This is a genomic window from Mycobacterium sp. NGS68, assembly GCF_059812195.1.
Genome location: NZ_JCALCE010000043.1, coordinates 1 through 13,182 on the forward strand (window position 1 = coordinate 1; position 13,182 = coordinate 13,182).

The window sequence follows — 13,182 nt, forward strand, 5'->3', positions numbered from 1 at the left end:
AGACACCACGCTCACCGCAGACTCAACGCTGCAGCGGCACCCCAACGGCGCGGCCCCGCAATGCCTCTGCGCCCACTGCGGCAAAGTGCGAGTAGACACCACGCTCACCGCAGACCCAACGCTGCAGCCGCGCCCCTACGGCGCGGCCCCGCAATGACTCTGCGCCCACTGCGGCAAAGTGCGAGTAGACACCACGCCCACCGCAGACCCAACGCTGCAGCGGCGCCCCAGCGGCACGGCCCCGGCGCGCCACGCCACAAGCCATACATATTGATATCGCAATATTTCGATGTTAACGTCGGACCAACGCACTCACGGGAGGTTCAGGCAATGGCGGTGTACGGACTCTTGGGCAAGGCAGCATCGACGGTGGTCACGGGACTGGCGGGCGTAACCGCCTACGAACTGCTGCGTAAGGGATTGGCCAAGGCGCCGCTGCACGAGACGGCGGTGGCTACCGCGACGCTGGGCCTACGCAGCACCCGCAAGGCCGAGGAGGCCGCCGAATCGGCCCGCCTCAAGATCGCCGACGTGATGGCCGAGGCCCGCGAGCGCATCGGCGAGGAAGCGCCCACCCCGGCCGTCGGCGAAGTCCACGACCACGACCACTGAGCGCGCCGTGACCACCGCCCTGGAAGTGGTGTCGGACGCGGCCGGGCGCATGCGCGTCCGGGTCGACTGGGTCCGCAGCGACGCGCGCCGCGCCGTCGCCGTCGAGGAGGCCGTCGCCAAGCAGAGCGGCGTGCGGGTGGTGCACGCTTACCCGCGCACCGGGTGCGTCGTCGTCTGGTACGCGCCGAAGCGCTGCGACCGCGACGCGGTAATGACGGCGATCGCGGACGCGAAAACCGTTGCTGCCGAACTGATTCCCGCCCGGGCACCGCATTCGAGCGAGATCCGCAACACCGACGTCTTGCGCATGGTCATCGGCGGGGCGGCGCTGGCCCTGCTCGGCGTGCGCCGCTACGTGTTCGCGCGGCCGCCGCTGCTGGGGCCGAGCGGGCGCGTGGTAGCCACCGGCGTCACGGTCTTCACCGGCTACCCCTTCTTGCGCGGCGCGCTGCGGTCGGTGAGCTCGGGCAAGCTCGGCACCGACGCGCTGGTCTCCGCCGCGACCGTGGCCAGCCTGATCCTGCGCGAGAACGTCGTCGCGCTGACCGTGCTCTGGCTGCTCAACATCGGCGAGCACTTGCAGGACCTGACGCTGCGGCGCACCCGCCGGGCCATCTCGGAGCTGCTGCGCGGCAGCCAGGACACGGCCTGGATCCGGCTGGCCGACGGCACCGAGGTCCAGGTGCCGATGGACACCGTGCAGATCGGCGACGACGTCGTGGTGCACGACCACGTCGCGATCCCGGTCGACGGCGAGGTGGTGGACGGCGAGGCGGTGGTGAACCAATCCGCGATCACCGGGGAGAACCTGCCGGTCGCCGTCACCACCGGCACGCACGTGCACGCCGGTTCGGTCGTGGAGCGCGGGCGCCTCGTGGTGCGCGCCCAGGCCGTGGGCAAGCAAACCGCGATCGGCCGCATCATCGCCAGAGTCGAAGAGGCCCAACACGATCGGGCGCCGATCCAGACGGTCGGCGAGAACTTCTCCCGCCGGTTCGTGCCGACGTCGTTCATCGTCTCGGGCATCACACTGCTGATCACCGGCGACGTGCGGCGCGCGATGACGATGCTGCTCATCGCCTGCCCGTGCGCGGTGGGCCTGTCCACGCCGACGGCGATCAGCGCCGCGATCGGCAACGGCGCGCGCCGCGGCATCCTGATCAAGGGCGGGTCGCACCTCGAACAGGCCGGCCGGGTGGACGCCATCGTCTTCGACAAGACCGGAACCCTGACCGTTGGGCGCCCGGTGGTCACCAATATCGTTTCCCTGCACAAGGATTGGGAACCCGAGCAGGTGCTGGCGTATGCCGCCAGCTCGGAGATCCACTCGCGGCACCCGCTGGCCGAGGCGGTGATCCGCTCCACCGAGGAACGCCACATCAGCATCCCGCCGCACGAGGAGTGCGAGGTGCTCGTCGGCCTCGGCATGCGGACCTGGGCCGACGGCCGGACCCTGCTGCTGGGCAGTCCCGGGCTGCTGCGCTCGGAAAAGGTGCGGGTCTCGAAGAAGGCGTCGGAGTGGGTCGACAAGCTGCGCCGCGAGGCGGAGACCCCGCTGCTGCTCGCGGTCGACGGCAAACTGGTGGGCCTGATCAGCCTGCGCGACGAGGTACGCCCCGAGGCCGCCGGTGTGTTGAAGCAGTTGCGCGCCAGCGGCGTTCGCCGGATCGTCATGCTCACCGGGGACCACCCGGAGATCGCCAAGGTGGTCGCCGACGAGCTGGGTATCGACGAATGGCGCGCGGAGGTGATGCCGGAGGACAAGCTCGAGGTGGTGCGCGACCTACAGGAGGACGGCTACGTCGTCGGGATGGTCGGCGACGGCATCAACGACGCCCCAGCGCTGGCGGCCGCCGACATCGGCATCGCGATGGGCCTGGCCGGCACCGACGTCGCGGTGGAGACCGCCGACGTGGCGCTGGCCAATGACGACCTGCACCGCCTGCTCGACGTGCGGGACCTGGGCGCGCGGGCGGTCGACGTGATCCGGCAGAACTACGGCATGTCCATCGCCGTCAATGCGGCCGGGCTGCTGATCGGCGCGGGCGGGGCGCTGTCGCCGGTGCTGGCCGCGATCCTGCACAACGCGTCGTCGGTGGCGGTGGTGGCCAACAGCTCCCGCCTGATCCGCTACCGGCTGGATTAGGCCGCGCGAGCAACCTGTCAGCAGCCACAATCCTGGCCGCGCCAGGCCCGCACGCCCGACCAGACCGCGACGGCGGCAACCCCCAGCCCGATCACCGGGTCCACCCACCACGCGCCGGGCCAGACGGCGGTCACGGCGAGGCCGATCAGCACCCCGGCGGCCTGGCCGGCACACAGGTAGTTCTGCGTGCCCTCACCATGGGTCGCGCCGGAGTCGAGGCGCGCCGCCAGTCGGTGCTTGACCCGGCCCAGCGCCGGCATCAGCACGATGGCCAGCGCCGTCAGCCCGATCCCGATATACGAGGTTTCGGCGTGCTTTCCCTCGACCAGGTGATGGATGGATTCGGCGGCGATATACGGCGCCGTCAGCCAGAACGACAGCGCGACGCCACGCTGGGCCCGCCGCTCGGACTTCTCGCAGTGCGTGCGGGTGCCGCTGAAGCGCCAGATCACCATCGCGCTGGCCAGCCCCTCGGGAGCGCTCCCGAGCGCCCACCCGGTCAGCGCGATCGATCCGACCACCAGTCCCTGCCACAGCCCGATGGCGCCCTCGGACAGCATCACGACCAGGCTGACCCAGGCCAACCTTCTGGCCCAGTGCGCGCTGCGCTGCCACGCCTCGTCGCGCGTGACGGGCGCATGCGAATCGTGGGCGGAGTCACAGCAGCTGTCGACCGCGGCGCCGCCGACCTTGTGCGAAGTAGCCGGCGTCTGCATTCCACGATGTTAGATGCGAGCCGGCGGATGCGCTCCAATCCTTACGGCGCGCCGATCGGTTCGGTGCTCAGCAGCCGCTTGACCACCTTTCCGCCAGGGTTGCGCGGCAACGCGTCGACGAACACCACATCACGCGGAACCTTGAAGCGCGCCAACCGGTTACGGACATAGTCCTTGATGTCCTGCGCGCTCAGGCGAACACCCGGCCGTAGCACGACGAAGGCGCGCAGCCGCTGACCGAACTCGTCGTCGGTGACGCCCACGACTGCGACGTCGGCGACGTCGGGGTGCAGCGCCAACGCCTCTTCGACCTCACCGGGAAAGACATTCTCGCCGCCGGAGACGATCATCTCGTCGTCGCGCCCGTCGATGAACAGCCGGCCGCCGGCGTCGAAGTGCCCGACGTCACCGGTGGCCATGAGTCCCCCGATCATCCGTTTCGTGCCGCCGCCGGTGTACCCCTCGAAGGCCAGTACGTTGCCGACGAAGATCCGGCCCGGCGTCCCCGGGGACGCTTCGCGGCCGTCGTCGCCGAAGATCTTGACGACCGATCCGGGTACCACCTTCCCGACGCATCCCGGTTCGGTCACCAGGTCCGCGGGCGTGGCGATGGTGGCGTAGGCGACCTCGGTGGACCCGTACATGTTGTAGACGACGGGCCCCAGCACCTTGGCGGCCCGGGCGGCGAGGGCGGCGCCCAGTTGGGAGCCGCCGACGAACACCACCCGCAGCGACGACAGGTCCCGCCCGGCGAAGGCCTCTTGCGGCAGGTCGAGGATGCGCCGAAGCATGATCGGCACCACGATCATCGACCGGGCGCGGTGTTCGTCCACGCTGTCCAGGGCCTGCCGCGGGTCGAACTGGCGGTGCAGCACCAGCGTCGAACCCAGCACCATCGCCATCATCGCCTGACTGAAGCCCAGCGAATGGAACAGCGGAACGCAGCATTCGACGACTTCCCGGCCCCGGAACGGCACCCTGCTCAGCAGGCTGCCGACCGGTATCAGCGAGTAGGGTTCGGAGCGCACCGCTCCCTTCGGGGTGCCGGTCGTTCCGCTGGTCAGGATCACGATCTTGGGCCGGCCCCCCGGGTCCGGCGGCGGGGTGGTGTCGCCCCGCGCGATCAGCCCCTCGAGCGTGTCCGGGCCCGAGGTGTCACTCCACGCTCGCAGCCGGCCCAACCGCGGCTGGATGTCGGCGAGCAGCGGCTCGAATTCCTCGTCGTGAACCAGCAGATCGATGCCCTCGCGGGCGACCATCTCGGCGATCTGCGCGCTGCCGAAACCCGTGTTGAACAGCACGATGCGCGCGCCGCACTTGCCGGCGCTATAGGCCGACTCGAGGATCCCGCGATGGTTTCGGGCCAGCACGGCGACTCCGGTGCCGGGACCCACGCCCAACCGGCGCCATTCGTTGGCCAGCGCGTTGGTCCTGCGGTCCAGGTCGCCGAATCGCAGCGCACCGCGTTCGTCGATCAACGCCACGCCGTCCGGGTCGCGCGCCGCGGTGATCGCCGGCGCCGCCCCCAGGATCCCGTAGTGCGTCACCGCACGCAGCACCGGCAGGACCCGCCCGGCGCGCAACGGCCGCAATCCACCCGACCGCGCATAAGACAGCAGGGAACGGGCCTCCAATCCGACGCGCGTGACAGTTCCTACAGCCTTCGTCGCCATGTCGCCCAGCGTGCCCGGGACCGGGCGCGTTCGACAGGGCGCAAGGGCATCGCCACCGAAGGTCTTTGGTCACCGGCGACTCGTTACAGTGGCTAAGCAACGGAAAAGGAGCACCACATGGCGCGCAGCGACGACGACACCTGGGACCTCGCGACCAGCGTGGGCGCCACGGCCACGATGGTGGCCGCCGGGCGCGCCCGCGCCACCCGCGCGGGGGTGATCGACGACCCGTTCGCCGAGCCGCTGGTGCGTGCCGTCGGCGTCGACTTCTTCACCCGATGGGCCGCCGGGGAACTCGACCCGGCCGACGTCGACGACCCGGACGCCCCGTGGGGCATGCAGCGCATGACCGACCTGCTCGGCGCCCGCACCCGCTACATCGACGCGGTCTTCGCCGACGCGGCCGCGGCGGGAATCCGCCAGGCGGTGCTGCTGGCCTCCGGTCTGGACGCGCGCGGCTACCGGCTGCAATGGCCGGCGGGCACGACGGTGTTCGAGATCGACCAGCCCGAGGTCATCGAGTTCAAGGCCGCCACCATCGGCGGTCTCGGCGCGCAGCCGACGGCCGACATCCGCGCGGTCGGCATCGACCTGCGCCACGACTGGCCCGCGGCGCTGCGGCAGGCCGGGTTCGACGCCGACCGACCGGCCGTGTGGGCCGCCGAGGGTCTGCTGGGATTCCTGCCGCCGGACGCCCAGGACCGGCTGCTGGACAACGTCACCGCGCTCAGCGCCGACGGCAGCCGGTTGGTCGCCGAGATCTTCCTCGACAATTCGGTCAACCAGGAGGCCTTGAACGGCGCCGCCCAGCGCTGGCGGGAGCGCGGCCTGGACGCCGAGCTGGACAACCTGGGCTTCCCGGGCGATCGCCACGACGTCGCCACCTACCTGGAGGCGCGCGGGTGGCGCCCGGTACGCGCTTCGCTGAACCAGCTGTTGGCCGACACCGGTCTCCCTTTGCAGCCGACCGACGAGAACGCAGCCTTCGCCAGGAACTACTACTGCACCGCGGTGCTGCACAAAGCCTGAGGAGGCCGCTATGCCCCCCAAACCACTCGACGGTTTCCGGGTGCTCGACTTCACCCAGAACGTCGCCGGGCCGCTGGCCGGGCAGGTCCTGGCCGACCTGGGCGCCGAGGTGATCAAGATCGAGGCACCCGGCGGCGAGGCGGCCCGGCACATCACCGCGGTGCTGCCCGGACGGCCCCCGCTGGCCACCTACTTCCTGCCCAACAACCGGGGCAAGAAGTCGGTGGCGGTGGACCTGAGGACCGACGAGGCCAAGCAGCGGATCCTGCGCCTGGCGGACACCGCCGACGTCGTGCTGGAGGGCTTCCGCCCCGGCGTCATGGAGAAGATGGGCCTGGGCCCCGACGACCTGCGGTCGCGCAACCCGCGCCTGATCTACGCCCGGCTGTCGGCGTTCGGGGGTAACGGCCCGCACAGCAGCAGGCCGGGCGTCGACCTGATGGTCGCGGCCGAGGCCGGTATGACCACCGGCATGCCCACACCCACCGGCAAACCGCAGATCATCCCGTTCCAGCTCGTCGACAACGCCAGCGGCCACGTCCTGGCGCAGGCGGTGCTGGCCGCGCTGCTCAACCGCGAGCGGCACGGGGTGGGCGACACGGTCCGGGTCGCGATGTATGACGTCGCGGTGGGCCTGCAGGCCAACCAGCTGACCATCCACCTGAACCGCCCGAGCACCCCCGCGCCGAAGCCCGCGGAGTCCCACGAGGCCCCGGAGGCCGCGAAACCCAAGAAACGCAAGGGAGTTGGGTTCGCCACCCAGCCGTCGGACGCCTTCCGGGCCGCCGACGGCTACCTCGTCCTGTCCGCCTACGTACCCAAGCACTGGGCGAAGCTGTGCGAGATCATCGGCCGTCCCGACCTGCTCGACGACGAGCGGTTCATCGACCAGCGCGCGCGGGCGCTCAACTACCCCGAGCTAACCGAGGAGCTGGAATCCGCGCTCGCGGCCAAGACCGCGGCCGAATGGGTCGAGCTGCTGCACGAGGGCGGGCTCATGGCCTGCCTCGCCTACAGCTGGAAGCAGGTGGTCGACACCCCGCTGTTTGCCGAGAACGATCTCGCGCTGGCGGTCGGCACCGGCGACCGGGCCATCACCGTGATCCGCACCCCGGCGCGCTACGCCAGTTTCGACGCGGTGAACGACGCCCCACCGCCAGCCCTCGGCGAGGATAACGACCGGTTTCTGGCGGAGTCCTGACTTAGCCAGTTCTTATGTGCGGGTGGGCTTATTCTTTGAATTATCGATGAATCCGCCCAGGATTCGTCCCGCCAACAGCCATATCAACGAGGATTTCCACGTACTTGGACGGACGGCACATATTTGCTGTCCGCAGATTTGAACCGATCCGCGTCCCGGGGCACGCCCTGACAGCAGCCGGCAGTTTGCCTGACCGGCTCCGAGGAGTCACCACATGAGCACCGCTGTCAGCAACTCCCCCGGCGCGGCCGCCGCCGCCAAGAAATCCTCGGCGTTCCTGGCCAACTTGCGTCACGACCTCCCGGCCTCGCTGGTGGTTTTCCTTGTCGCGCTGCCCCTTTCGCTCGGCATCGCGATCGCCTCCGGGGCGCCGCTGATGGCCGGGCTGATCGCGGCCGTGGTGGGCGGCATCGTCGCCGGAGCCGTCGGCGGCTCGGTGTTGCAGGTCAGTGGGCCGGCCGCGGGCCTCACGGTCGTGGTCGCCGGGTTGATCTCCGACCTCGGCTGGACGATGACGTGCATCATCACCATCTGCGCGGGGGCGATACAGATCCTGTTCGGAGTGGTCAAGGTCGCGCGCGCCGCGCTCGGGGTCGCTCCCGTCGTCGTACACGCCATGCTGGCGGGCATCGGTCTCACCATCGTGCTGCAACAGGTGCATGTCTTGATGGGCGGCTCGTCGCGCAGCACCGCGTGGAAGAACATCGAGGCGCTGCCCGACGGCATCCTGCATCACGAACTGCGCGAGGTGATCGTCGGCAGCATCGTCATCGCCATCCTGATGTTGTGGCCGAAGCTGCCGGCCAAAATCCGATTCATCCCGGGCGCCCTGGTGGCCATCGTGGCGGCGACGGCGGTCGCGGAGGCCGCGAACCTGGAGGGCGTAGACCGCATCAACCTCTCGGGCAACTTCTTCAAGGCCGTCAGCCTGCCGCATCTGGGCGCCACCGCGCCCAACGGGGCGTCGTGGACCGACCAGATCGGCAGCGTGGCCCTGGGTGTCATCACGGTCGCCCTGATCGCCAGCGTCGAATCGCTGCTTTCCGCCGTCGCCGTCGACAAGCTGCACAACGGCCCGCGGGCGAACTTCAACCGGGAGATGATCGGGCAGGGCAGCGCGAACATGCTGTCCGGGCTGCTCGGCGGGTTGCCGATCACCGGCGTCATCGTCCGCAGCTCCACCAACGTGGCCGCCGGCGCCCGCAGTCGGACGTCGGCGATCCTGCACGGCGTCTGGATCCTGTTGTTCGCATCCCTGCTGACCGACCTGGTGGAACTCATCCCCAAGGCCGCGCTCGCCGGCCTGCTCATCGTGATCGGCATCCAGCTCATCAAGCTGGCACACATCAAACTCGCTTGGCGCACAGGCAATTTCGCGGTCTATGTGATCACCATCGTGTGCGTGGTCTTCCTCAACCTGCTAGAGGGCGTGGCGCTCGGACTTGCCGTGGCGATCTTCATGCTGCTGACCCGACTGGTGCGCGCACCGATCGAGGCCCGTCCCTACGGCGACGCCGACGGCGAGACGAAGAAATGGCGCATCGACATCGACGGCACACTCAGCTTCCTGCTGCTGCCCCGCCTGACGCAGGTGCTTTCCACCATGCCGCCCGGGTCACACGTCCGGCTCACCCTCAACGCGGACTACATCGACGAGGCGGTGTCCGAGGCCATCTCCGACTGGAAAGCCGCCCACGAGGCGACCGGCGGCGTCGTGGTGATCGTCGAGACATCACCGGCCACGCTGCACCACGCGCACACCAGCCGGCCCAAGCGGGTCTACCACCGCCCGTCGGCGGACACGGTGACGCGGTCGTCGACCAACGGCCACCATAACGACGGCGGGCGGCAGATCCTCAAAGGCGTTGACGATTACCATCGCAACGGCCGCGACGAGCTGTTTCCACGCCTTGCCAAGCTGACCGATTCGTCGACACCGCACGCCGTCTTCCTCACCTGCTCCGACTCGCGGATCCTGCCGGACGTGATCACCGCCAGCGGCCCCGGCGACCTGTACATCGTCCGCAACGTCGGCGGCCTGGTGCCGACGAACTCGACCGACCGATCGGTCGACGCCGCGCTCGATGTCGCCTTCAACCAGCTAGGGGTTTCCTCGGTTGTGGTGTGCGGACATTCGTCCTGCCGCGCGATGCAGGCGTTGCTCGACGGCGCCACGACCGGCGCGTCGGCCCAGACCGCGATGGGCCAGTGGCTGGAACACGGATACGACACCCTCGCCGCGTTCGACGACCACCACCCGGCGCGGGCCGGCGCCGAAGCCGACGGATTCAACGCGTCCGACCAGCTCAGCATCGTCAACGTGGCCGTACAGATGGACAAGCTGGCCCAGAGCCCAATCCTGGCTGCCGCCAAGTCCGCCGGCGCGCTGCGGGTCTACGGCATGTTCTTCGACATCTCGACGGCGCACGTGTACGAGGTCACCCCCGAAGGCCTGCTGCGCCCCGTCGAGGCCGCCTTTACCCCTTAGCTCGGCGGCGGCAGCCGCACGACCTGCACGAAGAACTCGTCGATCTGCCGTACCGCGCTCATGAATTGGTCGAGGTCGACCGGCTTGGTGACGTACGCGTTGGCGTGCAGTTGGTAGCTGCGCAGGATGTCCTCCTCCGCTGAGGAGGTGGTGAGCACGACGACCGGGATGCGGGACAGGTCGGGGTCGGACTTGATCTTCTCCAGCAGTTGCCGGCCGTCGTACTTCGGCAGGTTCAGGTCGAGCAGGATGAGGTCGGGCCGCGGCGCGTCGTGGTGCTCGCCGCGGCGGTACAGGTAGTTCAGGCCCTCCTCGCCGTCGTGGGCGACGTGCAGGCGGTTCTTCAGTTTGTTGTGCTCGAATGCTTCCCGCGTGATGAGCTCGTCGCCCGGGTCGTCTTCGACCAGCAGGATGTCGATCGGTCGGCCGGCCGGTGTCATTGGCGTGCTCCTTCTAGTTGTGTTGCCTGGTCGTCCTCGGGTTCGGCATCGCGCTGCGCGATCGGAAGCGTGAATTCGAACCGGGTGCCGTCGGTATGAGACGTGTCGATCCAAATGGTGCCGCCATGGTGCTCGACGATCTTCTTGCACAGCGCCAGGCCCAGGCCCGTTCCGGTGTACGCGTCGCGGCCGTGCAAACGCTGGAAGATGACGAAGACCTTGTCGGTGAATTCCTCCGCGATGCCGATGCCGTTGTCCGACACGCGCAGCAACCAATCGTCGTCGCGCCGCTCACAGTCGATGACGACGCGCGGCGGGCGGTCCTCGTGCCGGAACTTCACCGCGTTGCCGATCAGGTTCTGCCACAGCATCGTCAGGAGCATGGGGTCCCCGTCGACGCGCGGCAGGCCCTCCTGCGGACGCACGATCTGCGCGCCCGATTCCTCGACCGCGGTCTCGAGGTTGGCCAGCGCGGCGTCCAGCGTGGGATCGAGGTCGACCTCGGTGCGCGTGGTGCCCAGCCGGCCGACCCGCGAGAAGCTGAGCAGGTCGTTGATCAGCACCTGCATGCGCTTGGCGCCGTCCACCGCGAACCCGATGTATTCGCGCGCGCGGTCGTCCAGCTTGTCGCTGTAGCGCTTCTCCAGCAGCTGACAGAACGAGGCGACCTTGCGCAGGGGTTCCTGCAGGTCGTGCGACGCGACGTAGGCGAACTGCTCGAGTTCGGCGTTCGACCGTCGCAGGTCGGCGGCCTGCTCGTCCAATTGCGCCTTCGCCGAGCGCGATACCTCGAGCTCGTCGACGACGCGTTGCCGCATGTTCTCCACGTCGATGGCCATCTCCCGCACGTCTTTGGGCCGGCGCGGCGGGGTGATGACGTCACTGAAGTTGCCCTCGGTGATGCGACGGCAGGACGCCGCCAGGCTGACGAGCGGAAGGGTCACCGCGCGTCGGGTCAGCAGGCCCAGCATGGTGGCCGTCAGGCAGAAGACCAGCACCATCCCGCCCAGCACGCGGTCACGCCAGTCGGCGATGTGCTCGACCTCGCTGATGGCCTGCGTGCGGGCCGCCAGCAGATGCGTGTTCTGCAGGTCGAAAAGCTCACGCAAATGGTCGAATTCGGCCTTACCGCGCTCCGTCGCCTGGCTGCTGACGACATTGGGTGCCTTCGGCGTCACGCTGGCGATCAGCGGTTCGGCGTAGTTCCGCCGCCACGCGGCGGCGGCGGTCTCGATCGCGTCCAGGTCTGCGATCAGGTCTGGACGGTGCGCCAGCCGCTGCCGGATGCCCTTGGCCGCGGCGTGTTCGGCCTCCTGGCCTCCGTAATACGGGGTGAGGAATTGGCGATCGGCGGCGATCAGGTAGCCGCGGATGCCGGTCTCCTGGTCGCGCAGGGCCGCCTGCAACTCGCCGGCTTCGACGCGCGCCGGCGCGATCTCCTCGTTCAGGTCGTGCGACACGGCGTCGGTGCGATTCAGCAACACCGCCCCGACTCCCGCGCCCGCAAGCACCAGCAACCCCATGCTGAACAGGACCAGGAACAGCCACCCGCGCACGGTGAGTTGCAGGCCGGGAGAGGGGCTCGAGGGGGTGCTCACGCGATCCCGCATCTCGGCGTGGGCTGCACGCGCAGCACGGCGATGTCGTCGCTGAGGCCGCCGAGCGCCTGAGCCCGTTGCTGGGCGCCGTTGATCAGCGCGTCGACGAACGCCGGGCCGGGCAGGTCCGCGTGCGTGCGGGCCAGGTCGAGCAGACCGTCCTCGCCCAGCCGTTCGTGGCCTCGTCCCGAGTACCCCTCGAACAGCCCGTCGGTGAGCAGCATCAGCCCGTAGCCCGCGGGCAGCACCAGCTCGTGCTGCGGCCAGTCGCCGGCATGCAGTCCCAGCGCCGGCCCGCCGGGCGGCTCGATCCACTGCACCGTGCCCCCGCCCTGCACCAGCATCGGCGGGTGGCCGGCGCGGATCGCGCTGATGAGTGTGCCTTCGGCGTGCGCCCTCGGATCGCCCGCGATCGCCAGGGTTTGCACCGTCGCGAAGATGCCTTTGCCGGCGTCGCGCTCGGCGTCCAGCACCCGCTCCAGGTAGCGCATCAGATCGGAACCGTGCACGCCGGCCAGCGTGAGCGCGCGCCAGGCGATCCGCAGGGCCGCGCCCAGGGCGGCTTCGTCGGGGCCGTGGCCTGCGACGTCGCCGATCAGGACGTGGACTGTGCGGTCCGGCGTCTGCACGACGTCGTAGAAGTCCCCGCAGAGCAGCGCATCCTCGCGGCTCGGGCGGTAGCGGGCGACGATCTCGACACCCGGGTCGTCGAGCAGCAGCGGCGACGGCAGCAGGCCGCGTTCCAGCAGCGCGTTCTCGCGGGCGCGGAGTTGGCTCGCGTGCAGGTCGGCGGCGATGAGCTCGGCGCGCTTGCGCTCGATCGCGTACAGCAGCGCGCGGCGCAGCACGTCCGGCTCGACGCGCCCCTTGACCAGGTAGTCCTGTGCACCGGCGGCGACCGCGGACGCCCCGAAGTACTCGTCGTTCAGGCCGGTCAGCACCACGATCGGGACGGTGGCATCGCGCTTGGCGATGCGGTCCAGCGCGTCGATGCCGTTGGCGTCCGGCAGGTGCAGATCCAGCAGCACGCAGTCCGGCCGGGCGGAGGACAGTTCACGCTCGGCATGCGCCATCGACTGCGCCCAGACCACGCGGATGTCGGCAACGGCGTCGGCGATCAGGTCCTCGACCAGCAGCGCGTCGGCGCGGTCGTCCTCGACGAGCAGCAACGACAGCGACTGCCAGTTCGCGGCCTGAACCGCAGGACCACGCACCGGCATCAATTCCTGGTCCAGCGTGGGTGCCCGCGCGCAACCACGTCTTTCACGTCCATTCCCCC

10 protein-coding genes are annotated in these 13,182 nt (G+C 69.5%); 5 read left to right on the forward strand and 5 right to left on the reverse strand.

Annotated features, from left to right (window positions below; genetic code table 11):
• Positions 1–330: 330 nt before the first annotated feature.
• Positions 331–612, forward strand: a complete 282-nt coding sequence (locus tag AC5Y5V_RS27940; RefSeq protein WP_499941686.1) for a DUF1490 family protein — start codon at positions 331–333, stop codon at positions 610–612.
• 49 nt (positions 613–661) lie between these two features.
• Positions 662–2,758 (forward strand): manganese-exporting P-type ATPase CtpC, encoded by a 2,097-nt coding sequence (gene ctpC / locus AC5Y5V_RS27945; RefSeq protein ID WP_499941766.1) that lies wholly within the window; start codon positions 662–664, stop codon positions 2,756–2,758.
• A 17-nt stretch (positions 2,759–2,775) separates the two neighbouring features.
• Here ctpC and AC5Y5V_RS27950 read toward each other — a convergent pair whose 3' ends face one another.
• The gene (locus tag AC5Y5V_RS27950) at positions 2,776–3,474 is read right to left on the reverse strand and encodes a cation efflux transmembrane domain-containing protein (protein ID WP_499941688.1); all 699 of its coding nucleotides are present in this window, start codon (positions 3,472–3,474) and stop codon (positions 2,776–2,778) included.
• A 41-nt stretch (positions 3,475–3,515) separates the two neighbouring features.
• Positions 3,516–5,147 (reverse strand): AMP-binding protein, encoded by a 1,632-nt coding sequence (locus tag AC5Y5V_RS27955; protein WP_499941690.1) that lies wholly within the window; start codon positions 5,145–5,147, stop codon positions 3,516–3,518.
• A 117-nt stretch (positions 5,148–5,264) separates the two neighbouring features.
• Between AC5Y5V_RS27955 and AC5Y5V_RS27960 the strand changes: the two genes are divergently transcribed.
• The 3 genes from AC5Y5V_RS27960 (at position 5,265) to AC5Y5V_RS27970 (ending at position 9,865) form a co-directional block, all read left to right on the forward strand.
• Positions 5,265–6,176 carry a class I SAM-dependent methyltransferase gene (locus AC5Y5V_RS27960; protein ID WP_499941692.1) on the forward strand — a complete coding sequence of 304 codons (912 nt, stop codon included), beginning with the start codon at positions 5,265–5,267 and terminating at the stop codon, positions 6,174–6,176.
• A gap of 10 nt (positions 6,177–6,186) precedes the next feature.
• Entirely contained in the window at positions 6,187–7,377 is a 1,191-nt protein-coding gene (locus AC5Y5V_RS27965; protein ID WP_499941694.1) for a CoA transferase, read from the forward strand.
• A 214-nt stretch (positions 7,378–7,591) separates the two neighbouring features.
• Positions 7,592–9,865 carry a SulP family inorganic anion transporter gene (locus tag AC5Y5V_RS27970; RefSeq protein ID WP_499941696.1) on the forward strand — a complete coding sequence of 758 codons (2,274 nt, stop codon included), beginning with the start codon at positions 7,592–7,594 and terminating at the stop codon, positions 9,863–9,865.
• On the opposite strand, the gene AC5Y5V_RS27975 is transcribed toward AC5Y5V_RS27970, so the two are convergent.
• The 3 genes from AC5Y5V_RS27975 to AC5Y5V_RS27985 all read right to left on the reverse strand — a co-directional run bounded on the left by AC5Y5V_RS27975 (position 9,862) and on the right by AC5Y5V_RS27985 (position 13,123).
• Entirely contained in the window at positions 9,862–10,305 is a 444-nt protein-coding gene (locus tag AC5Y5V_RS27975; RefSeq protein WP_499941698.1) for a response regulator, read from the reverse strand. The two genes, AC5Y5V_RS27970 and AC5Y5V_RS27975, sit on opposite strands and share 4 nt — an antisense overlap.
• On the reverse strand, positions 10,302–11,828 hold the full coding sequence (locus tag AC5Y5V_RS27980) for a sensor histidine kinase (RefSeq protein ID WP_499941768.1): 1,527 nt from the start codon (positions 11,826–11,828) through the stop codon (positions 10,302–10,304). Before AC5Y5V_RS27980 ends, AC5Y5V_RS27975 begins: the two co-directional genes overlap by 4 nt.
• 71 nt (positions 11,829–11,899) lie before the next feature.
• Positions 11,900–13,123, reverse strand: coding sequence for a PP2C family protein-serine/threonine phosphatase (locus tag AC5Y5V_RS27985; RefSeq protein ID WP_499941700.1), 1,224 nt, complete (start codon positions 13,121–13,123; stop codon positions 11,900–11,902).
• Positions 13,124–13,182 lie beyond the last annotated feature (59 nt).

What these genes read in the sequence shown, in the direction of transcription:
- AC5Y5V_RS27940 (WP_499941686.1), top strand. Translation starts at nt 331, where the DNA reads ATGGCGGTGTACGGACTCTTGGGCAAGGCAGCATCGACGGTGGTCACG.
- ctpC (WP_499941766.1), top strand. Translation starts at nt 662, where the DNA reads ATGCGCGTCCGGGTCGACTGGGTCCGCAGCGACGCGCGCCGCGCCGTC.
- AC5Y5V_RS27950 (WP_499941688.1), bottom strand. Translation starts at nt 3,474, where the DNA reads ATGCAGACGCCGGCTACTTCGCACAAGGTCGGCGGCGCCGCGGTCGAC.
- AC5Y5V_RS27955 (WP_499941690.1), bottom strand. Translation starts at nt 5,147, where the DNA reads ATGGCGACGAAGGCTGTAGGAACTGTCACGCGCGTCGGATTGGAGGCC.
- AC5Y5V_RS27960 (WP_499941692.1), top strand. Translation starts at nt 5,265, where the DNA reads ATGGCGCGCAGCGACGACGACACCTGGGACCTCGCGACCAGCGTGGGC.
- AC5Y5V_RS27965 (WP_499941694.1), top strand. Translation starts at nt 6,187, where the DNA reads ATGCCCCCCAAACCACTCGACGGTTTCCGGGTGCTCGACTTCACCCAG.
- AC5Y5V_RS27970 (WP_499941696.1), top strand. Translation starts at nt 7,592, where the DNA reads ATGAGCACCGCTGTCAGCAACTCCCCCGGCGCGGCCGCCGCCGCCAAG.
- AC5Y5V_RS27975 (WP_499941698.1), bottom strand. Translation starts at nt 10,305, where the DNA reads ATGACACCGGCCGGCCGACCGATCGACATCCTGCTGGTCGAAGACGAC.
- AC5Y5V_RS27980 (WP_499941768.1), bottom strand. Translation starts at nt 11,828, where the DNA reads ATGGGGTTGCTGGTGCTTGCGGGCGCGGGAGTCGGGGCGGTGTTGCTG.
- AC5Y5V_RS27985 (WP_499941700.1), bottom strand. Translation starts at nt 13,123, where the DNA reads ATGCCGGTGCGTGGTCCTGCGGTTCAGGCCGCGAACTGGCAGTCGCTG.